Source organism: Bacillus sp. FSL M8-0025, assembly GCF_037975475.1.
GTDB lineage: Bacteria > Bacillota > Bacilli > Bacillales > Bacillaceae > Bacillus > Bacillus subtilis.
Genome location: NZ_CP150258.1, coordinates 2,397,989 through 2,419,295, shown reverse-complemented (window position 1 = coordinate 2,419,295; position 21,307 = coordinate 2,397,989). Strand labels below are relative to the sequence as shown.

Here is a 21,307-nt window from a genome sequence, read left to right as displayed (position 1 = left end):
GGTTTAAGGATCGTGTGATACGAATAAACTATTATGGGTAAGATGTCAAGAATTTCTCCCGGAAATTTTTCGACAAATTCATATACATCCACAATAATAAAGGATGTGCGATTTTGCTTGCTTTTATGCAGGAGTTTAATGGAGGGATGGAGAATTACTCTTCTTAATGAACAAGAAAAGACGATTTTTGTCGATGCTGATGCTTGTCCTGTAAAAGATGAAATTTTACAAACAGCATCCGAGTATGAAGTTCAAGTTCTTTTTGTCGCTTCATTTGAACATTATCAGCTTTCCAGAAGCAATGAAGAAAAATGGAAGTATGTTGATCCTCATAAAGAAGCTGCTGATTTATATATCGCAAATCACGTGAAACCGGGAGATATTGTTGTGACGCAGGACATCGGATTAGCATCTCTGCTGTTGAACAGAAATGTCTCTGTTATGTCGGAAAGAGGTCGTCTTTACAAGGAAGACACGATTGATTTTGCCCTAGAGGGCCGTCATTTTTCCGGCAAACAAAGAAGAAAAGGCGTATATGCCAAAGGGCCTAAAAAATTGAATAAAGAAGATCGAGAACGATTTATTACACTGCTGCAAAAAATCCTGTCGAACGATGAAGGGATTTTGCACTAAAGCATCGAATAATGTACGACGGAGTGTTATAAGATGGGAAATCGGATACCAGATGAAATTGTGGATCAGGTGCAAAAGTCGGCAGATATCGTTGAAGTCATAGGTGATTATGTTCAATTAAAGAAGCAAGGCCGAAACTACTTTGGACTCTGTCCTTTTCATGGAGAAAGCACACCTTCGTTTTCCGTATCGCCCGACAAACAGATTTTTCATTGCTTTGGCTGCGGAGCGGGCGGCAATGTTTTCTCTTTTTTAAGGCAGATGGAAGGCTATTCTTTTGCCGAGTCAGTTTCTCACCTTGCTGACAAATACCAAATTGATTTTCCAGATGATATAACAGTCCATTCCGGAGCCCGGCCAGAGTCTTCTGGAGAACAAAAAATGGCTGAGGCCCATGAGCTCCTGAAGAAATTTTACCATCATTTGTTAATAAATACAAAAGAAGGTCAAGAGGCACTGGATTATCTGCTTTCTAGGGGCTTTACGAAAGAGCTGATTGATGAATTTCAGATTGGCTATGCTCTTGATTCTTGGGACTTTATCACGAAATTCCTTGTAAAGAGGGGATTTAGTGAGGCGCAAATGGAAAAAGCGGGTCTCCTGATCAGACGCGAAGACGGAAGCGGATATTTCGACCGCTTCAGAAACCGTGTCATGTTTCCGATCCATGATCATCACGGGGCTGTTGTTGCTTTCTCAGGCAGGGCTCTTGGCAGCCAGCAGCCTAAGTATATGAACAGTCCTGAAACCCCGCTCTTTCATAAAAGCAAACTGCTTTACAATTTTTATAAGGCCCGCCTTCATATCAGAAAGCAGGAAAGAGCAGTCTTATTTGAAGGGTTTGCTGATGTCATATCGGCCGTAAGCTCGGGTGTAAAAGAAAGCATAGCCACGATGGGAACATCTCTTACAGATGATCATGTCAAGATCCTGAGAAGAAACGTCGAAGAAATCATTCTTTGCTATGACTCTGATAAAGCCGGTTATGAAGCCACCTTAAAAGCTTCGGAGCTTCTGCAAAAAAAAGGCTGCAAAGTCAGAGTTGCAATGATTCCTGACGGATTGGACCCTGATGATTACATCAAAAAATTCGGCGGGGAAAAATTTAAAAACGACATTATTGATGCCAGTGTCACCGTAATGGCGTTCAAAATGCAATATTTCCGAAAAGGAAAGAACCTGTCCGATGAAGGCGACCGACTAGCTTACATTAAAGACGTACTGAAAGAAATCAGCACGCTTTCAGGGTCTCTAGAGCAGGAAGTCTATGTAAAGCAGCTTGCTTCAGAGTTTTCGCTTTCACAGGAGTCTTTAACTGAGCAGCTGTCTGTTTTCAGCAAGCAAAACAAACCTGCTGACAATAGCGGTGAAACAAAAACGCGGCGAGCGCATCTGACGACAAAAGCAAGGCAAAAACGTTTGCGTCCGGCGTATGAAAATGCAGAAAGGCTGTTACTCGCTCACATGCTTCGAGATCGGAGCGTCATCAAAAAAGTGATTGACCGGGTAGGGTTTCAATTTAATATTGATGAGCACCGGGCATTAGCCGCCTATCTTTATGCTTTTTATGAAGAGGGAGCCGAGCTTACGCCTCAGCATCTGATGGCCAGGGTGACGGATGATCATATAAGCCAGCTCTTGTCCGATATATTAATGCTTCAGGTTAATCAAGAGCTTAGCGAAGCCGAGTTATCAGATTATGTAAAAAAAGTGTTGAATCAAAGAAATTGGTCAATGATAAAAGAAAAAGAGGCGGAAAGAGCCGAAGCAGAGAGGCAAAAAGATTTTTTAAGAGCTGCTTCTTTGGCTCAAGAAATCGTTACATTGAACCGATCTTTAAAATAACTGGAGAACTGATGAGGAGCATTTATTGGCAATGATTCCTTGCGGAGGAGCAAATAGATCGCTTAACCTCATCATGAATTGTCATTTCATTATTCGCACATTGTTAAAGGCAGTTCACATAGAAAACGCCTGAATGGACCGAATAAGAATCATACCGCTTATAGAATTCGTTGCAAGCTTTGGAAGGAGGGATCCATAATGGCTGATAAACAAACCCACGAGACAGAATTAACATTCGACCAAGTAAAAGAGCAATTAACAGAGTCTGGTAAAAAACGTGGCGTTTTGACATATGAAGAAATTGCTGAGCGTATGTCCAGCTTTGAAATTGAATCAGACCAAATGGATGAGTATTATGAATTTTTAGGTGAACAAGGTGTTGAATTAATTAGTGAGAATGAAGAAACAGAAGATCCTAATATTCAGCAGCTTGCCAAAGCCGAAGAAGAATTTGACCTTAATGACCTAAGTGTACCGCCTGGCGTTAAAATCAATGACCCAGTTCGTATGTATTTAAAGGAAATCGGTCGGGTTAACCTTCTTTCTGCAAAAGAAGAAATCGCCTACGCTCAAAAGATTGAAGAAGGTGACGAAGAATCTAAACGCAGATTGGCTGAAGCGAACCTGCGGCTTGTTGTCAGTATCGCAAAACGGTATGTCGGACGCGGTATGCTGTTCCTTGATCTGATCCAGGAAGGAAACATGGGTCTGATGAAAGCCGTTGAAAAATTTGATTATCGCAAAGGTTATAAATTCAGTACGTATGCTACGTGGTGGATCAGACAGGCGATTACACGCGCCATTGCCGATCAGGCGAGAACGATCCGGATTCCCGTTCATATGGTTGAAACCATTAATAAATTAATCCGTGTGCAGCGTCAATTACTGCAAGACTTAGGCAGAGAACCAACACCTGAAGAAATTGCGGAAGATATGGATTTAACGCCTGAAAAAGTACGCGAAATCTTAAAGATTGCTCAAGAGCCGGTATCTCTGGAAACACCGATCGGTGAAGAGGATGACTCGCACCTTGGTGATTTCATTGAAGACCAAGAAGCAACTTCACCTTCTGACCACGCCGCATACGAGCTATTGAAAGAGCAGCTGGAAGATGTGCTTGATACGTTAACTGATCGTGAAGAAAATGTATTGCGTCTTCGATTCGGTCTTGATGACGGCCGTACAAGAACATTAGAAGAGGTCGGCAAAGTATTTGGAGTAACGAGAGAGCGTATTCGACAAATCGAAGCCAAAGCGTTGCGGAAACTAAGACATCCTAGCAGAAGTAAACGTTTGAAAGATTTCCTTGAATAAGATGGAACGGGTCTTGAAGATCCGTTCTTCTTTTTTTTAAAAAGATATATGGATAATATGCCTTTATTTTACTGAAAAATGATGTCATTTGCAAATGAACATTGTGGTGAAAAATTTCAAAATCTAATTCCATATTTTCTATTGTAAGCGTATACAATACATTATACAATAGAATAAAAAGGATATTAGAGATTTAGGCATGTTTCAATTCAATTTTGTATAAAGTGTGAATAAAAAACTTTTGTATAGCAATCCATTTACTTTTTGTAAAAATAAGTTAGAATTAGAAGTGTTTACATAGGGGGAAGGATCAAAAAGGGGGAAGGGAAATGAAATGGAACCCGCTTATTCCATTTTTGCTGATCGCTGTTTTAGGAATTGGTCTAACTTTCTTTTTATCAGTAAAAGGACTTGATGACTCTCGGGAGATTGCAAGCGGAGGAGAAAGCAAATCTGCTGAAAAGAAAGATGCAAACGCTTCACCAGAAGAAATTTACAAGGCAAACTGCATCGCATGCCACGGTGAAAATTATGAAGGTGTTTCGGGTCCGAGCTTAAAAGGTGTAGGGGATAAGAAAGATGTCGCTGAAATTAAAACAAAGATCGAAAAAGGCGGTAATGGAATGCCTTCCGGTCTTGTTCCTGCCGATAAGCTGGATGATATGGCAGAGTGGGTGTCAAAAATTAAATAAAAGAACTATTTTTCTCTTTATACATTCACAGGCCGCCGAGATGTTCTCGACAGCCTTTTATTTTTGACTGCCGCGTGCAGACCCGCATCAAAAGAAATAATTTCAAAATCATTTGCTTCAGCTTGGATTCCGGGCTGATTTTTTATATGATAGTAAAGGAAAAAATGATTGAGAAAAGTTGTGATGACAAGTGAACGAATTAAAATTATCTAAACGATTGCAAACAGTAGCGGAGTACATACCGAATGGAGCGGTGATGGCCGATATCGGCTCTGACCACGCATACCTTCCTTGTTATGCGGTGCTGAATCATAAAGCCAGCGGGGCGATTGCCGGAGAAATAACAGACGGCCCGTTTTTGTCTGCAAAGCGGCAGGTTGAAAAATCAGGCTTAAACTCGCACATTTCTGTAAGGCAGGGAGACGGACTGGAAGTGATTAAAAAAGGTGAAGCTGATGCCATTACGATTGCCGGAATGGGCGGGGCTTTGATCGCTCACATTTTAGAAGCGGGCAAAGACAAATTAACGGGGAAGGAACGGCTCATTTTACAGCCGAATATTCATGCTGTTCATATCAGGGAGTGGCTTTATAAAGAAGGATATGCGCTGATAGATGAGGTAATCCTTGAAGAGGACGGAAAGTGCTATGAGGTGCTGGTAGCAGAAGCGGGAGACAGGGATGCGGCTTATGACGGTATTTCTTTATCAGCCGGGATGCTCGTCGGTCCTTTCTTGGCAAAAGAAAAAAATGCTGTCTTTTTGAAAAAGTGGACACAAGAGCTTCAGCACACTCAAAGCATTTATGAACAGATCAGCCAAGCGGCGGATACAGAGCAAAACAAACAAAAATTAAAGGAGCTCTCCGATCGAATGGAGCTGTTAAAGGAGGTAATCGATCATGGCTAAAAGTGTAAATGGGCAGCAGATCATCCAGCTGTTTGAACAATTTTCCCCGAAAGCCTATGCGGTTGAAGGAGATAAAATCGGCCTGCAAATCGGCACTTTAAACAAACCAATTAAAAATGTGATGGTTACACTTGATGTGTTAGAGAGCGTTATCGATGAAGCGATTGAAAAAGAGGTTGACTTGATTATTGCACACCATCCTCCTATTTTCCGGCCGCTAAAGCATATTTCAACAGATCAGCCTGCCGGAAGGTTAATTGAAAAGTGTTTGAAGCATGATATTGCTGTTTATGCAGCTCATACAAATTTAGACGTTGCGGACGGCGGCGTGAATGATTTGCTTGCTGAAGCATTAGAGCTGAGTGAGACAGAAGTGCTGGCACCTACTTATACGGATCCTCTGAAAAAGCTGGCAGTTTACGTGCCGAAGGAATATGAAGAGCAGGTCAGAGCCGCGCTCGGAAATGCGGGGGCCGGCCATATCGGTGAATACAGCCATTGCGCGTTTTCATCTGAAGGAATCGGCAGCTTTAAGCCATTAGAGGGAGCTAAGCCTTTTATCGGTGAAGTGGGAGAGCTTGAGCTTGTTCATGAAGTAAGGCTTGAGACTGTATTTCCTAAAAGCGTCGAAAAGGCTGTTATCAATGCAATGATAAAAAGCCATCCATATGAAGAAGTCGCTTACGATATCTATCCTGTCGAACAGACTCCCGCCGAAAAAGGGCTCGGCCGTGTCGGAACCCTTAAAAATGAGATGACGCTCAAGGAATTCGCTTTATTTGTGAAAGACAAGCTTGACGTCAATGGTGTCAGAATGGTTGGGGATGCTGACAGCATGGTGAAAAAAGTAGCTGTTCTTGGCGGAGATGGAAACAAGTATATTCATCATGCAAAACGAAAGGGAGCCGATGTTTACGTCACAGGAGATTTATACTTCCATGTGGCCCATGATGCGATGATGCTTGGCCTAAATGTGGTTGATCCGGGCCATTACGCGGAAAAAATCATGAAAGAAGGCGTCACGAGAAAACTTACATCAATGTGTAATGATAAAAAGTTTGGCGTGAATATCTTTGTTTCTGAAACAGATACAAATCCATTTACATTTCTATAAAAAAACTGAGGCTTTTACAGCCTCAGTTTTTTGCTTTTACTTTTGGAAGTATTTTTTTGAGCGGTATATTATGTTCAGTTGTCCAAGTTGATGGATCTTCGTGATCAAACTGCTCTAAAAAGCGAATGACTTCTTTTGTGATCGGCGTCGGTGTTGAAGCTCCCGCTGTAACTGCAACGGTATTAACGCCTTTCAGCCATTCGAGCTTCAATTCGCTTAAGTCACCGATCCGGTATGCTTTTGTCCTGGCTATTTCCTCTGACACTTGAGCAAGCCTATTTGAATTGTTGCTTTTCGGGTCTCCGACAACGATTGTTAAGTCCGCTTTTTTTGCCTGCTCTGATACAGCTTCCTGCCGCACTTGAGTAGCGAGGCAAATCTCTTGGTGATATTCGACATGAGGATATTTTTCTTTGACAAGCTCCATAATGTCGTGAACATCCCATTGAGACATTGTTGTTTGATTCGTCACGATTAACTTCTCTGCTTGGATATCAAGGTTCTTTACATCTTCTTCTGTTTCAACTAAGTGAACGATCTCCGGCGCTACGCCAACGGCTCCCTCAGGCTCTGGATGCCCTTTTTTGCCGATATAGATCACGTGATATCCTTTTTCTTTCATCTCTAAGATTAGATTATGAGTTTTCGTCACATCCGGACATGTAGCATCAATTGCGACTAACCCTTTTTCTTCTGCGATTCTTCTGACTTCGGGAGAAACACCGTGCGCAGTGAAAATGACAGTTCCTTTGTCAACCTGCTTTAAGATGTCCAGACGGTTAGAGCCGTCCAATGTAAAAATCCCTTCCTCTTCAAACGCATCAGTGACGTGTTTATTATGAACAATCATCCCGAGTATATAGATGGGTCTTGGCAAGCTTTTATCTAGTGACGCATTTTTGGCAATCACCATAGCATCAACAACACCATAGCAATAGCCGCGCGGTGAAATTTTAATTACGTCCATTTTCGGTTGTCCTCCAATACTGAAGTGAGTAAAGGCAATATAAAAAGCCGTAATCAAACGGCTCTATTCTTGCATTCTTCTGATCTCATTATAGCCAATCTCACTTAAGATATCAAAGAATGTTAAATATATAATCTCGGTTTTGAACTGCCTGATGTTCTTTTCGGAGCAGGAGAGGCAGCTTCCTTTTTCTTCGGGGCAGATGTTTTTAATTCTTGTTCTTTATTGTCAGTTGTTTTAGATTTCTTTGGGAGAGAAGAACTTTTTGGTTTTGATTTTTTGTTCCCATCTGAGGTTTTTGTTTCAGTCTCTTTTTCTTTTTCTGATGATTCTTCTGAAACGGATTGTTTTTCACTTTCCTCATTGGCCTCTGTCTCAGTATCATCACTTTTACTTAATTGGCTGTACAGCTTCATCATTGCTGGCAGATTGCGGACTAATGGGCCGTACTGCTGGATCATAGGGGTGACTTGCTGCGCCATGCCGAGTACTTTTTGCACATTTCCAAGCATACTGGATAATGATGCAGGATTGGCAATATTTTGAATGCCTTGCAGGCCAGCACCTCCGCTCGCTGCTGCACCTGCTCCTGGAATTCCGGGAACTCCGGCGCTGCCAGCGCCTCCTCCGCCGGGTAGGAATCTTGACAGCATTCCTTTTAAGCCTCCGCCTGCACCTGCACCATTTCTCGCTCCGGCATTTGCCTGAGGAAGAAATTGTCCGGCTTGCTGAAAACCTTGCTGCTGTGCTCCAAATGAAGGTCCTCGCATATTAGGCGGTCTTCTGCCCATCATTCGCTGATTTGGCATGGGGCGGGGCGGTCCGGGCTGTGGGTAATTTCTCATTGGCTGCTGCGGTGAAAACATACTTGTACCTCCTTTCAGCTCTCTCTGCTATTAGAATATGCATGGGCTGCGGTATTTGCTTTACATAACTGAATAAAACAAACGCCTTGCAAACGTGGTGTTTTTAAGCAAAATCGGGTATAATGTGATGATGGACACATAATGTGCCGCTTTAAGGAGCTGGGAAAAATGAAAGAAACGAAATTTGAACTTTATGAATTGAAACCATTTATTATAGATGCAGTACATCGCCTTGGTTTTTACGAACCGACTGATATCCAGAAAAGGCTGATTCCTGCAGTGCTAAAAAAAGAAAGCGTCATCGGCCAGTCTCAGACGGGAACTGGAAAAACTCACGCTTATTTACTGCCTTTATTAAACAAAATTGATCCTGCTAAGGATGTCGTTCAGGTTGTCATTACGGCTCCGACAAGAGAGCTTGCCAACCAGATTTATCAGGAAGCGCTTAAAATCACGCAGGGTGAAGAAGGAAGTCAGATTCGCTCGAAATGTTTTATCGGAGGCACTGATAAACAAAAATCAATTGATAAATTGAAAATACAGCCGCATCTTGTTGTCGGTACACCCGGACGGATTGCTGACCTAATCAAAGAACAGGCGTTAAGTGTTCATAAAGCTGAATCTCTTGTTATTGATGAAGCGGATTTAATGCTGGACATGGGATTCCTTGCAGATGTAGATTACATCGGTTCCCGCATGCCTGAGGATCTGCAAATGCTTGTGTTCTCAGCGACCATACCGGAAAAGCTGAAACCATTCTTGAAGAAATACATGGAAAATCCGAAATACGCCCATGTGGAGCCAAAACAGGTGACTGCTGCGAAAATCGAGCATATCCTCATTCCTTCGAAACATCGTGACAAGGACAAGCTCCTTTTTGACATCATGTCGCATCTGAATCCATACCTGGGGATTGTGTTTGCCAACACGAAAAATACGGCTGACCATATTGCCCAGTATCTGACTGGCAAAGGCATGAAAATCGGCTTGCTGCACGGCGGATTAACACCACGTGAGCGGAAAAAAGTCATGAAGCAGATCAATGATTTGGAATTCACATATATCATTGCAACTGACCTTGCCGCAAGAGGTATTGATATTAAAGGTGTCAGCCATGTTATCAACTATGAGCTGCCGGATGATCTCGATTTCTATGTTCACCGTGTGGGCAGAACGGCTCGTGCCGGCTCATCAGGACAAGCGATGACCATTTATGAGCTTACTGATGAGGATGCATTAGTAAGACTTGAAAAAATGGGCATCGAATTTGAGTACTTAGAGCTTGAAAAGGGCGAATGGAAAAAAGGCGATGACCGTCAGCGCCGCAAAAAACGTAAAAAAACGCCGAATGAAGCGGATGAAATTGCTCATCGTCTCGTGAAAAAGCCGAAGAAGGTTAAGCCTGGGTATAAAAAGAAAATGAGCTATGAGATGGAGAAAATCAAGAAAAAACAGAGAAGAAACCAATCTAAGAAAAGAAAGTAGGGGAACCTGTTGCTGAGAATAGGCTCACACGTCTCTATGAGCGGAAAACATATGCTTCTGGCTGCAAGCCAGGAAGCAGTCTCTTATGGGGCGAATACGTTTATGATCTATACAGGCGCACCGCAAAATACGCGCCGAAAGAAAATTGAAGACTTAAATATAGAAGCAGGCCGGGCACATATGCAAGAAAACGGCATTGACGAGATTATCGTACACGCGCCTTATATTATTAATATTGGCAACACGACAAATCCGTCCACTTTTGAGCTGGGTGTTGATTTTCTTCGTTCAGAAATTGAACGGACAGCGGCCATCGGAGCGAAGCAAATTGTCCTTCATCCTGGCGCTCACGTAGGGGCAGGAGCTGAAGCGGGCATCAAAAAAATTATTGAAGGCTTAAATGAAGTGATTGATCCGAATCAAAATGTCCAGATTGCATTAGAAACAATGGCTGGAAAAGGATCAGAATGCGGCAGAAGCTTTGAGGAGCTTGCGCAGATTATCGAAGGCGTTACACACAATGAGCAGCTGTCAGTGTGCTTTGACACGTGCCATACACATGATGCCGGGTATAACATTGTCGAAGACTTTGACGGAGTGCTAAATGAGTTCGATAAAATCATTGGCATTGACCGTATTAAAGTGCTTCATATCAATGACAGCAAAAATGTCAAAGGTGCGAGAAAAGACCGCCATGCAAATATTGGCTTTGGTGAAATAGGTTTTGACGCACTGCAATATGTTGTTCACCATGAGCAGTTAAAAGACATTCCAAAAATTCTTGAAACACCATACGTCGGTGAAGATAAAAAGAACAAAAAACCGCCATACCGTTTTGAGATTGAAATGCTGAAAGAAAAACAATTTGATGATACATTGCTTGAAAAGATTTTACAGCAATAAAAAATGGGGGATAACACCCCCATTTTTTAGCTTGTAAATTGTTTGAATAGTTCATTAACTGTTTGAGCTGTTTCTTTCGATGTAATCGTCTCTACTTGTTTCAGCAGCCGCATTCGTTCACTCTCATTAAAGATGTTTACATTTTTCCCGTATAACAGGTTCGCTACTTCAACGGCCTGCGATCTTGTTAAGCTGATTCCGTATTGTTTTGAGTACTTCAGCAAATCATCAGCAGTAGCCTGATTAAGCCGCTGCAAAATAATTCTTTGAAATAAAATCATCGGTCATTCCACCTCCAGACTTAATGTATGGGCAAATCAGTAAAATGTGTCAGTGTTTAATGGTAAAATAGATTTATAATGTATTTAAAATAGTTATTGCAGGAAAGGAGATTTTATGACCCCAACAAAACAACATAAGAAAGAAACATTTACCCATTTTATTTTCAGGGTCTTTATGATTCTGGTAGGAGCTGCATCTGCGGCTGTAAGTATTGAATTATTTTTAATCCCCAATGATTTTATTGATGGCGGGATTATCGGTGTATCACTTATTTTAGACCACCTCTTTATGTCAAACCCCTTTCTGAATTTCGCTTTTTTCGTTGTGATATTAAATATTCCTTTTATGATCTTCGGATATAAATATATCGGTAAGACCTTTCTAGTCTCTACGTTTATAGGGATTGTCGGGCTTGCCGTTATTGAATCCTCACTTCACCATGTAGAAGCCATTACAACCCAGCCTATTTTGGCTACTGTGTTCGGAGGTCTTTTACTCGGCTTTGGCGTCGGGCTTGTTATTCGAAACGGAGGTTCAATGGATGGTACAGAAATTCTCGGTATTTTGCTGACCAAAAAACTCCCGTTTTCAGTAGGTGAGTTCGTTATGTTCATCAATGTGTTCATTTTCATTTGGGCAGTTTTTGTGTTCGGTCCTGAGCAAGCGATGTACTCATTCATGACTTATTATATTGCGATGAAAACGATTGATGCCGTGATCCAAGGGCTTGATGAAACAAAAGCTGTCATTATTGTGTCTGAGCAGTATGATGAGATTTCCGACGCGATTTTGCACCGTCTTGGTCGGGGCACAACGAAGCTGAAGGGGAAAGGCGGGTATACGGACGAAGAAAAAGACGTAATTTACGCGGTTGTCACAAGGCTGGAAGTGACAAAGCTCAAATCGATTGTGTTTGAAGTCGATCAAAATGCATTCATAACAATTATGAATACTCATGAAACGAGAGGCGGAAAATTCAAAAACGCAATCCACTAGGCTTTCATTTACTTTTATTCATTTTATGGGTATAATTTTATCTGCAGTAAAGAAAATGGCTTGCTGGACAGACAGCTGCCATTTTCTTTTTCATACATGTAATACGTTCTTAAGCAAAGCGAAAAGGGGGACCCTTCATGAACGTACAAGAAGCGCTGAACCTACTAAAAGAAAACGGATATAAATATACAAACAAACGGGAGGATATGCTGCAGCTTTTTGCTGATTCAGACAGATATCTTACCGCTAAAAACGTACTGTCTGCACTGAATGATGATTATCCAGGCTTAAGCTTTGATACAATCTACAGAAATCTTTCTTTATATGAAGAACTTGGGATTTTGGAAACAACTGAGCTGTCCGGTGAAAAGCTCTTCCGATTTAAGTGTTCATTCACCCATCACCACCATCATTTTATTTGTCTTGCCTGCGGCAAAACAAAGGAAATTGAATCATGTCCGATGGACAAGCTTTGTGATGATTTGGATGGCTATCAGGTCAGCGGGCATAAATTTGAGATTTATGGCACATGCCCTGATTGTACAGCGGAAAACCAAGAAAACACTACTGCGTAAAATGCGTATATATGAAAAAGGGGCCCGGTTTGGGCTCCTTTTTCAGTTATTGACACGTATTAAGTTATGCTTATTGTTGTTCATCCATTGAACGGCTTCTAGCCAGTTGTTTACTCTGATGATGTTTGAATCAATCGGAAGCTGATTATAAGGGGAATTGAACAAAATCACCGGTATCCCGGCTTCTTTCGCAATCATCATGGCGTTCCCGTGATGATCCTCAAAAAACAGGTCGATGTTATGATTCTTGACCGCTTCAACTTTGTGATGACCGCCAACGAGTTCGATGTGGTCATAATGAATGTTTTGTCTGTCAAACCATTCATAGGTAATATCAGTTAAATGAGTCCGTCTCGCTGTAATATAAATAAGCTTGTGCTCCTCTTTGAGAAGATCAAGTGACTGTTTCGCATGCTGTGCAAGCAATGCTTCCTTATATATGATCGCTTCATTTTGATTCATCCAATCCCAAAATTCTTCCTGGGTAATGTTTAACAGCTTTGTTAAATCATAATCCGTCATATCGTTTAATGAAATGGAAAGATTAAACGAACGGTTCAAATAAGGGACGAATGTATCCTGAGCCGTGATTGTGCCGTCAATATCTATTCCTAAGCGTAACATGCCCACACTCCTTCAGTTTCATCCCTTCAAGTGTAACATAAACAATTGACATTAACAGAAAAGTTTAGCAAACATGAATCAGGCAAAATGGATCAAACTATAAAAGCTCCTTTAATAAAACAGAAGGGGGAATTGAAGGTGGCAAACGATTACGAAAAGCGTGATAACAACAGTTACTATGTTGATCATGGATCTGAAGGGACAAATATTACCCGTGACAATGACGGTTTTTTTGAGGAAACAGCTGCTGAAATCGCAGAGCCTTATCGTGCTGCTGACCGCAGCAATGACCAAGACAATGATCGCAGCGGCGGCAATGTCAATGAAGGACGGGGAATAGGATATATCGCTTTAGCCTTGTCTATTATTTCATTGTTTGTACTGCCTGTTTTATTGGGAGCTGCCGGTATTATTGTCGGCTATATCGCAAGAAGAAGAGGTGCTCAAGGCCTTGGCGCCTGGGCAATGGGTATCGGTGTCGTTTCATTAGTGCTTGGAATATTTATTATTCCATTTTTCTAACACAAAAAAGCTTGACGGGTTCCCGTCAAGCTTTTTGTGTTTCTTCTTTTAATTTTGCTTTTTCAGCTTCAAGTTTTGCGTAGTGTTCCTCAGCAAGAATGTCAATTTCTTTTTTGAGTTCTTCTACCATCGTTTCCTCTGGAACCTTACGGACAATTTTCCCTTTCCGGAACAGCAGTCCTTCACCGCGTGCGCCGGCGATTCCGATATCAGCTTCTCTCGCTTCACCAGGTCCGTTTACAGCGCAGCCGAGAACAGCAACTTTAATCGGTGCTTTTATCTTAGAAATATACTCTTCCACTTCATTGGCAATGCTGATTAGATCAATCTCAATACGGCCGCAAGTCGGGCAAGAGATGAGCGTGGCAGCATTGGAGGCTAAGCCGAAAGATTTCAGAAGCTCCCTTGCTACTTTTACCTCTTCTACAGGGTCTGCGCTTAGTGAAATGCGCATGGTGTTCCCGATGCCTTTGCTTAAAATGGCGCCGAGTCCTGCTGCGCTCTTTACTGTGCCGGCAAACAGTGTTCCTGACTCGGTGATCCCGAGGTGAAGCGGGTAGTCAAATGCTTTCGCCGCTTTTTCATAAGCCTCGATTGCAAGGTTCACGTCAGAGGCCTTCATGCTGACAATAATATCGTGAAAATCAAGATCCTCAAGAATTTTAATGTGATGAAGTGCGCTTTCTACCATTCCATCGGCAGTCGGATAACCGTATTTTTCTAAAATGCGTTTTTCCAATGAACCGGCGTTTACTCCGATTCTGATCGGAATGCCTTTGTCTTTGGCCGCTTTAACAACCGCTTCAACTTTTTCGCGCCGGCCGATGTTGCCGGGGTTGATGCGGATTTTATCTGCGCCGCCTTCAATGGCTTTCAACGCAAGTTTATAATCGAAATGTATGTCAACAACGAGAGGAATGGAAATGCGCTTTTTAATATCCGCAATGGCGTTTGCTGCCCGTTCATCAGGACATGCTACCCGAACGATTTGGCATCCGGCTTCAGCCAAACGGTTAATTTCCGCAACCGTTGCTTCTACATCATGTGTTTTTGTTGTTGTCATGCTTTGGATGACAACTTCATTGTTGCCGCCTATTGTTAAAGGTCCCACTTTGACGGGACGCGTTTTTGTACGATGTGTGATTTCACTCACTTGCAATCGCTCCTTAATTGTAGTTGCCGCTTCTAGATATAACAATTCTAGTATGGTTTATGTGAATTTATTTTACAAATTACATTGTAACAGTGTCTTCGCCGAACTGACAAGAAATTAACGTTAAATTAAGGGTAGACCGGGAATTTATACGCTGTTCCCGCTTGAATGGCATTGGCTTTCACATTTGGATTCAGTGCTTCAAAATCCTTTACAATGTCATCCGGAGAACCTGCTGATCCGACTATCGACATAACCGTATCACCCGGCTTTACCTTCACCGTTTTATAAGTCGGTTCTTGTACAGCCGTTTTTGCTGATGCTTCATAGACAGGGAGGTCCTGAATGGGTATGGTTCCAATTTTAAGGTCATAAAAAAGAATAAAAAGTATAAAAACAATGCTGCATACTAAGGTGAGACGCTTCATCGCTTTTCCTCCCGCATACGAAATTTTATACCATAGTATGCTTGTCCATTTCGATTCATGACAAAAGAAAAGAGACTGCGAATGCAGCCTCGGTTTATACAGCAGCTTTTTTGGACGGAATCTCTTTTAAAACGAGAAACAGGATGACAAAATTGACAAACCAGTTCAGCAAAAATTCACTTGGTACGGTTGCTTCTAATGCCCGCATGATTGTAAAGAATACAGTTGAAAGGGTGATGGAATAAGCAGAAAGCTTCCAGAGCTGATGATAGGATAAATGCTTTTTCTGCGAATTCTTAATGATTAACCCGATAAGCGCTAAAAACGATACTTCAATAAATTTTCCCGCTGCTGTTACGAGAAAAATAAGAGCTGAGAGAACAGTTACAATCATCGCTTTATTTTGGTTTAAACCTGCAATGACATCTTTTTTCTGTAACTCTGACGGCATCATTGAGTAAGACATTTCTTGGGCTTGTCCGTCAATGGCCAAAACAAATTTGTTCTGAAGGATGCCGATTGCGTTTTGCTTTGCTTCAATTTGTTCAGTGCCATAGGAGTCTGTTGGATCGAACACGATAACGAAACCATTTGCTTGAGATTCCGTGGCTTTTTTCTCATCCGTTTGAAGTTTGCCGTTTGAAATTGTGAAATCAGGGAAATCTTTGTTTAAAACAGTTTTAAAGCCGTTCATTGATTTTACGGTCCCTGTACTTACATAATAAGCGGTAGGGATTGCAAACAGGACAGAGAGCAAAAATACATAAAGAATCGCTTTTCCGATTCCTTGAAATCTTGTTTTTGCAATATCACGGGGAGAGTATGTACTTTTAATGAAAAGCTGAAACACATTCACTATCTTCACTTCCTAGCTAAACTAATATATGTTGCTTATTGTATCGTTGCATGCGTGTGAATACAAGGAAGACATGAAGAAGACAGAGTAAAATGGGAGGATGGAAGCTATGGATATGTTGTATTGGCTGTTGATTGCAGCGGTTTTTATCATTGCCTTTATCGGGCTGGTGTATCCTGTTATTCCGAGCGTAGTATTTATTGTTGCCGGATTTGTATTGTACGGATTTTTATTTTCATTCAGTCCGTATTCTTATATGTTCTGGCTTGTTGAGGCAGTTTTTGCCGCAGTATTATTCGCAGCAGATTACGTGTCGAATCTGCTTGGAGTAAAAAGGTTCGGAGGAAGCAAAGCTGCCATTTGGGGAAGCACGATTGGTTTATTAATCGGGCCTTTTGTCATTCCGGTTGCAGGGATCATATTGGGTCCGTTTATCGGGGCTGTTTGCGCAGAACTTATCGTTCATCAGAAGGACTTAAAGTCAGCGTTTAAAATTGGCCTCGGCTCACTCATTGGTTTTTTAACAGGGGTTATTGCAAAGGGCATCATACAGCTTTTGATGATCGGATACTTTTTATGGACGGTCCTATAAGAAATGCTGGCGGCAGGTTTAATGGGGCAGATTATCGGTTAAAGTGAAATATGTCGCTGAAATGAGCCAAATCGTGAGCTTTTTCATTGATTACAAAGCATTCTTTTGTTACATTGAATGAAGAAAGGCTCGCTGTGAAGCGGCATTTCAGTACATATATACTAAGGAGGAATTATCATGGCTTACGAACTTCCAGAATTACCTTATGCGTACGATGCTTTAGAACCGCATATCGATAAGGAAACTATGACTATTCACCATACGAAACACCACAACACATACGTGACAAATTTAAACAAAGCGGTTGAAGGAAACACTGCTCTTGCCAACAAATCAGTTGAAGAGCTTGTTGCAGATCTTGATTCTGTTCCTGAAAACATCCGCACTGCAGTCCGCAACAACGGCGGCGGACACGCGAACCACAAATTATTCTGGACACTTTTATCTCCAAACGGCGGAGGCGAACCGACTGGCGCGCTTGCTGAAGAGATCAACAGTGTATTTGGAAGCTTTGACAAATTCAAAGAGCAATTCGCAGCAGCAGCAGCTGGACGCTTCGGTTCTGGCTGGGCATGGCTTGTTGTGAACAACGGTAAACTTGAAATCACAAGCACGCCAAACCAAGATTCTCCGCTTTCAGAAGGCAAAACGCCTATCTTAGGTCTTGACGTTTGGGAGCATGCTTACTACCTTAACTATCAAAACCGCCGTCCTGATTACATTTCAGCTTTCTGGAATGTTGTAAACTGGGACGAAGTGGCTCGTCTATACAGCGAAGCAAAATAATGGCACAAACAAGGTCCTCATTATGGGACCTTGTTTTTTTATGTCTTCTTTTTACATATCTCGGTTTGAGTGAGACAGACTAAAGGATAGTAAAGGGGAGTCAGTAATGAGCAAACTAAAAAAAGTGATAGGCGATGTAGACGTAAACAAAGGGTTACTCTTTCTGCTGACCATTGGCGGGCTTTACTCGCTGGGAATTGCACTGTCCAATACATTTGTTAATGTGTATCTTTGGAAGCAGTCAGGGAAATTTATTGATTTGGCGATATATAATTTATCCATTGTGACAATGCAGCCGATAACCTTTTATTTGGCTGGACGGTTAGCCAAAAAAATAGACAGGGTATTCATTTTAAGGTTCGGCGTCATTTTTTTAGCTGCCTTTTATTTAAGTGTGCTTTTAGCCGGAGAAACGGCGGCCAGCCGCCTCGTGCTAATCGGCGCGGTGCTCGGAGTGGGCTATGGCTTTTATTGGCTAGCGTTTAACGTGCTGACCTTTGAAATAACAGAGCCGGATACGCGAGACTTTTTCAACGGGTTTATGGGCATTCTGTCTTCCTCTGCAGGAATGATCGGCCCGATTGTAGCCGGATTCGTGATCTCAAGGCTTGAAAATAATACGGGTTATACAGTGATTTTCAGTCTCTCCCTCAGTTTATTTGCCCTGGCCGTCGTGATGAGCTTTTTCTTAAAACGGAGAGAATCAAAGGGCCGTTTTATGCTGAGCAAAGTATTTGGAGAGCGCCATAGCAATATGAATTGGCGGAGAATTACGAATGCGCATTTTTTTCAGGGTTTGAGAGAAGGGATTTTTGTCTTTTTAATCAGTGTGTTTGTATTTATTGAGACAAACAGCGAACTTGCTCTCGGTACATTCGGTCTTGTCAATTCAGCTGTTTCCTTCTTTGCCTACTACTTTGCATCCAGGCTGATTAAGAAAAAGGCGAGAAAAAAATCGATTTTGCTGGGCGGACTTATTTTGTATGGCGCGCTGTTTTTGATTCTGTTCCATATGAGCTTTTCGACATTATTAACGTATGGCGTTTTTATTGCCATCGGCTATCCTCTGTTGCTTGTGCCATATGTATCACTTACATATGATGTGATAGGGCGCGCGAGGCATGCCAGAAAAGCAAGAATTGAATATATCGTGCTTAGAGAAATGTTCTTGAACGCCGGCAGAATTGTTTCCATTTTGTGCTTTCTCCTGATTGTGGCCCTTCTGAAAGAGGATGTGGGAATTCCTTTGTCACTTGCGATATTGGGTATAGGACATCCTTTGATTTATTACTTTGTCAAGGATATCCGTTTTAAGGAGAAAGAAGGGGAAAATGAAACCATGGAAGAAGATGGCCAAAAACGGGTAACAGAACCGACCCTGTTAAAAGGCGAGAGATAATTTTTTTGCCAAAAAGGGGTTATCTGTAGAAAAAAGTCGAAAAAACCTTTAAAATGAAAACTGGCACTCTTACTTGAGTGTCTTTTCTTTCTGTAAATAGAAAAGGTGATGTTATGAGGAGAAATAAACCAAAAAAGCAAAATCATAAAGAGAAAAAGAAGTCGCTTCCGATCCGGCTGAATATTTTATTTTTAGCTGCCTTTGTTATATTCACCTGGATTATTGTGGAACTGGGCATCAAGCAGATCGTGCAAGGCGATGATTACAAAAACCAAGCGAATAAGCAGGAACAAAGTGAAGTCAGCTCAGCGGTACCACGCGGGAAAATTTATGATCGAAACTTTAATGCCATTGTGACAAATAAGGCTTTAAATGCAATCACATACACGAGATCTAAATCGACCACGCAAGAACAGCGCTTAAAGATCGCAAAAAAGCTGTCTGACATGATCAAAGTCGATACAAAAAAAGTAACAGAACGGGATAAAAAAGATTATTGGATTTTGACTAGACCGAAAGAAGCGAAAAAGCTCATTAGCTCTAAAGAAAGACAGCAGGTTGAAGACAAAAAAATATCCGATGACGATTTATACCAGCTTCAGCTAAAACGGATTACTGATAAGCAGCTGAATGAATTGACGGATAAAGATATGCAGATCCTTGCTATCAAAAGACAGATGGATTCGGGCTATGCATTGACCCCTCAATATATCAAAAACGAAGATGTATCAGCGAAGGAAATGGCAGTGGTAAGTGAACATTTAGACGAACTGCCAGGTGTTGATGTCACGTCCGATTGGGAACGTGAATATCCTTATAAAAACCTTCTTCGCTCAGTGCTCGGAAGTGTTTCCAGCTCTAATGAAGGATTGCCGTCCAACTTGCTCGACCATTATCTGTCGCTTGGCTACAGCCGAAATGACAGGGTCGGAAAAAGTTATCTGGAATACCAATACGAAAGCCTTCTGCAGGGCCAAAAAGCCAAAGTCGAAAATATCACAGATTCAAACGGCAATGTCACGGGAACGAAAACCGTTTCTGAAGGTAAAGCCGGTAAAGATCTCGTCCTTACGATTGACATTGATTTGCAAAAAGAAGTGGAAAAAATCATTGAGAAGAACCTCAAATCTGCTAAAGCAAGACCAAGCACGCAATTGTTAGACAGGGCATTCGTTGTCATGATGGACCCAAGAAACGGTGAAGTGCTTTCAATGGCGGGCAAGCAGATTAAACAAGAAAATGGGAAATATAAAATTGATGATTACGCTTTAGGTACAATGACGTCATCTTACGCCATGGGTTCAGCAGTCAAAGGGGCAACAGTCTTGACAGGCCTTCAAACCGGTGCCATCAACCTGAATACAGTTTTTCAGGATGAACCATTGTATATCGGTCAGGATAAAAATGGTAAAAAATCCTGGACTACTTTAGGACCTGTTAACATTCAAAGAGCCTTAGAGCAGTCTTCTAACGTATTTATGTTTAAAACAGCGATCGCGCTCGGAAAAGGTGAATATAAACCGCACCAAGCTTTACCGATTGATACGACGGCCTTTGATACGTTCCGTAATTATTTCAGCCAATTTGGATTAGGTGTCAAAACTGGAATTGATCTTCCGAATGAAATGACAGGCTATAAAGGAACAGACAGATTGACGGGATTCTTGCTTGACTATGCGATCGGGCAATACGACACATATACACCGCTGGAACTTGCGCAATACGTATCAACGATTGCAAACGGCGGATATCGCTTAAAGCCTCAGCTTGTAAAGGAAGTCAGAGAACCTGATGCTAAAAGAGGGATCGGTGCTGTCGTACAGTCCGTTCAGCCGGAAGTGCTGAATAAAATCGACATGAAGAGTGAATACATTAAAGAGGTTCAGGCCGGATTCAGACGGGTGATGACAAAAGGGACAGCTGCCAGCCAATTTGCTTCAGCGTCATATCAGCCTGCCGGCAAAACAGGAACAGCACAATCGTTCTATGATGGACCTGATAAATCAAAAACAGGAACAGCGACTTATAATACGACACTTGTTGCCTATGCACCGGCTGATAATCCTGAGATTGCGATCTCTGTAGTAGTCCCTTGGGCTTATATTGATTACAGCGCTAAATATACCATTACAAACGAAATCGGCAGGGAAGTAATGGATAAATATTTTGAGCTGAAATCGAAGCAGGACAAAGAAGATACTCAGCAAAAGAATAAAGACAAAATTGAAGAAAATGCAGAAAACACAACGTCTTCTGATAACTAAAAAGAAACGCTCACATAATGTGGGCGTTTTTTTTATACAAAAAAACGCACTGATTTACAAAACCTTAACATTCGGTTCAAACCCTTTTTACATAGAACCTTTAC

22 protein-coding genes are annotated in these 21,307 nt (G+C 41.8%); 15 read left to right on the top strand and 7 right to left on the bottom strand.

The window, feature by feature from the left end; translation table 11 throughout:
* Positions 1 to 138: 138 nt before the first annotated feature.
* The 6 genes from MKX38_RS12390 (at position 139) to MKX38_RS12365 (ending at position 6,505) form a co-directional block, all read left to right on the top strand.
* The gene (locus tag MKX38_RS12390; RefSeq protein ID WP_003230065.1) at positions 139 to 633 is read left to right on the top strand and encodes a YaiI/YqxD family protein; all 495 of its coding nucleotides are present in this window, start codon (positions 139 to 141) and stop codon (positions 631 to 633) included.
* A 33-nt stretch (positions 634 to 666) separates the two neighbouring features.
* Positions 667 to 2,478 carry a DNA primase gene (gene dnaG, locus MKX38_RS12385; RefSeq protein WP_014480290.1) on the top strand — a complete coding sequence of 604 codons (1,812 nt, stop codon included), beginning with the start codon at positions 667 to 669 and terminating at the stop codon, positions 2,476 to 2,478.
* A gap of 198 nt (positions 2,479 to 2,676) precedes the next feature.
* Entirely contained in the window at positions 2,677 to 3,792 is a 1,116-nt protein-coding gene (gene rpoD, locus MKX38_RS12380; protein WP_003226225.1) for an RNA polymerase sigma factor RpoD, read from the top strand.
* A 329-nt stretch (positions 3,793 to 4,121) separates the two neighbouring features.
* On the top strand, positions 4,122 to 4,484 hold the full coding sequence (cccA, locus tag MKX38_RS12375) for a cytochrome c550 (protein ID WP_003230068.1): 363 nt from the start codon (positions 4,122 to 4,124) through the stop codon (positions 4,482 to 4,484).
* Between the two features lie 256 nt (positions 4,485 to 4,740).
* A complete protein-coding gene (gene trmK, locus MKX38_RS12370; protein ID WP_014480286.1) occupies positions 4,741 to 5,391 on the top strand; it encodes a tRNA (adenine(22)-N(1))-methyltransferase TrmK in 651 nt (216 codons plus the stop codon).
* Complete coding sequence (locus tag MKX38_RS12365) at positions 5,384 to 6,505, top strand: Nif3-like dinuclear metal center hexameric protein (protein ID WP_015251693.1); 1,122 nt, start codon at positions 5,384 to 5,386, stop codon at positions 6,503 to 6,505. Before trmK ends, MKX38_RS12365 begins: the two co-directional genes overlap by 8 nt.
* Before the next feature lie 22 nt (positions 6,506 to 6,527).
* Here MKX38_RS12365 and MKX38_RS12360 read toward each other — a convergent pair whose 3' ends face one another.
* Together MKX38_RS12360 and MKX38_RS12355 are read right to left on the bottom strand one after the other, a co-directional pair.
* Positions 6,528 to 7,472: a 4-hydroxy-3-methylbut-2-enyl diphosphate reductase gene (locus tag MKX38_RS12360; protein WP_029317897.1), complete on the bottom strand. Its 945-nt coding sequence runs from the start codon at positions 7,470 to 7,472 to the stop codon at positions 6,528 to 6,530.
* A 122-nt stretch (positions 7,473 to 7,594) separates the two neighbouring features.
* Positions 7,595 to 8,338: a YqfQ family protein gene (locus tag MKX38_RS12355; RefSeq protein WP_003246095.1), complete on the bottom strand. Its 744-nt coding sequence runs from the start codon at positions 8,336 to 8,338 to the stop codon at positions 7,595 to 7,597.
* Between the two features lie 168 nt (positions 8,339 to 8,506).
* On the opposite strand from MKX38_RS12355, the gene cshB reads away from it, so the two are divergent.
* Positions 8,507 to 9,823 carry a DEAD-box ATP-dependent RNA helicase CshB gene (gene cshB, locus MKX38_RS12350; RefSeq protein ID WP_004399101.1) on the top strand — a complete coding sequence of 439 codons (1,317 nt, stop codon included), beginning with the start codon at positions 8,507 to 8,509 and terminating at the stop codon, positions 9,821 to 9,823.
* A gap of 9 nt (positions 9,824 to 9,832) precedes the next feature.
* Entirely contained in the window at positions 9,833 to 10,726 is an 894-nt protein-coding gene (locus MKX38_RS12345) for a deoxyribonuclease IV (protein ID WP_029317898.1), read from the top strand.
* Positions 10,727 to 10,752: 26 nt separating this feature from the next.
* On the opposite strand, the gene MKX38_RS12340 is transcribed toward MKX38_RS12345, so the two are convergent.
* Positions 10,753 to 11,007, bottom strand: coding sequence for a DUF2624 domain-containing protein (locus MKX38_RS12340; RefSeq protein WP_003230076.1), 255 nt, complete (start codon positions 11,005 to 11,007; stop codon positions 10,753 to 10,755).
* 115 nt (positions 11,008 to 11,122) lie between these two features.
* On the opposite strand from MKX38_RS12340, the gene MKX38_RS12335 reads away from it, so the two are divergent.
* Positions 11,123 to 12,004 carry a YitT family protein gene (locus MKX38_RS12335; protein WP_003230077.1) on the top strand — a complete coding sequence of 294 codons (882 nt, stop codon included), beginning with the start codon at positions 11,123 to 11,125 and terminating at the stop codon, positions 12,002 to 12,004.
* 137 nt (positions 12,005 to 12,141) lie between these two features.
* On the top strand, positions 12,142 to 12,579 hold the full coding sequence (gene zur / locus MKX38_RS12330; protein ID WP_004398578.1) for a zinc uptake transcriptional repressor Zur: 438 nt from the start codon (positions 12,142 to 12,144) through the stop codon (positions 12,577 to 12,579).
* 42 nt (positions 12,580 to 12,621) lie between these two features.
* On the opposite strand, the gene MKX38_RS12325 is transcribed toward zur, so the two are convergent.
* A complete protein-coding gene (locus MKX38_RS12325) occupies positions 12,622 to 13,203 on the bottom strand; it encodes a hypothetical protein (protein ID WP_339187267.1) in 582 nt (193 codons plus the stop codon).
* Between the two features lie 132 nt (positions 13,204 to 13,335).
* Between MKX38_RS12325 and MKX38_RS12320 the strand changes: the two genes are divergently transcribed.
* On the top strand, positions 13,336 to 13,725 hold the full coding sequence (locus MKX38_RS12320; protein ID WP_010886568.1) for a DUF308 domain-containing protein: 390 nt from the start codon (positions 13,336 to 13,338) through the stop codon (positions 13,723 to 13,725).
* 25 nt (positions 13,726 to 13,750) lie between these two features.
* Here the strand turns inward: MKX38_RS12320 and ispG are convergent, their stop codons facing one another.
* The 3 genes from ispG to MKX38_RS12305 all read right to left on the bottom strand — a co-directional run bounded on the left by ispG (position 13,751) and on the right by MKX38_RS12305 (position 16,162).
* A complete protein-coding gene (ispG, locus tag MKX38_RS12315; RefSeq protein ID WP_010886567.1) occupies positions 13,751 to 14,884 on the bottom strand; it encodes a flavodoxin-dependent (E)-4-hydroxy-3-methylbut-2-enyl-diphosphate synthase in 1,134 nt (377 codons plus the stop codon).
* Positions 14,885 to 15,006: 122 nt separating this feature from the next.
* A complete protein-coding gene (locus MKX38_RS12310) occupies positions 15,007 to 15,306 on the bottom strand; it encodes a LysM domain-containing protein (RefSeq protein WP_029317899.1) in 300 nt (99 codons plus the stop codon).
* Between the two features lie 94 nt (positions 15,307 to 15,400).
* Positions 15,401 to 16,162: a DUF1189 domain-containing protein gene (locus MKX38_RS12305; RefSeq protein WP_015384107.1), complete on the bottom strand. Its 762-nt coding sequence runs from the start codon at positions 16,160 to 16,162 to the stop codon at positions 15,401 to 15,403.
* Positions 16,163 to 16,271: 109 nt separating this feature from the next.
* Here MKX38_RS12305 and MKX38_RS12300 point away from each other — a divergent pair, with 109 nt between their 5' ends.
* The 4 genes from MKX38_RS12300 (at position 16,272) to pbpA (ending at position 21,203) form a co-directional block, all read left to right on the top strand.
* Complete coding sequence (locus tag MKX38_RS12300) at positions 16,272 to 16,754, top strand: DUF456 domain-containing protein (protein ID WP_004398518.1); 483 nt, start codon at positions 16,272 to 16,274, stop codon at positions 16,752 to 16,754.
* A 177-nt stretch (positions 16,755 to 16,931) separates the two neighbouring features.
* A complete protein-coding gene (sodA, locus tag MKX38_RS12295) occupies positions 16,932 to 17,540 on the top strand; it encodes a superoxide dismutase SodA (protein ID WP_004398583.1) in 609 nt (202 codons plus the stop codon).
* Between the two features lie 106 nt (positions 17,541 to 17,646).
* Positions 17,647 to 18,939 carry an MFS transporter gene (locus MKX38_RS12290; protein WP_003230095.1) on the top strand — a complete coding sequence of 431 codons (1,293 nt, stop codon included), beginning with the start codon at positions 17,647 to 17,649 and terminating at the stop codon, positions 18,937 to 18,939.
* Positions 18,940 to 19,052: 113 nt separating this feature from the next.
* The gene (gene pbpA, locus MKX38_RS12285) at positions 19,053 to 21,203 is read left to right on the top strand and encodes a penicillin-binding protein 2A (RefSeq protein ID WP_017696170.1); all 2,151 of its coding nucleotides are present in this window, start codon (positions 19,053 to 19,055) and stop codon (positions 21,201 to 21,203) included.
* Positions 21,204 to 21,307: the final 104 nt, after the last annotated feature.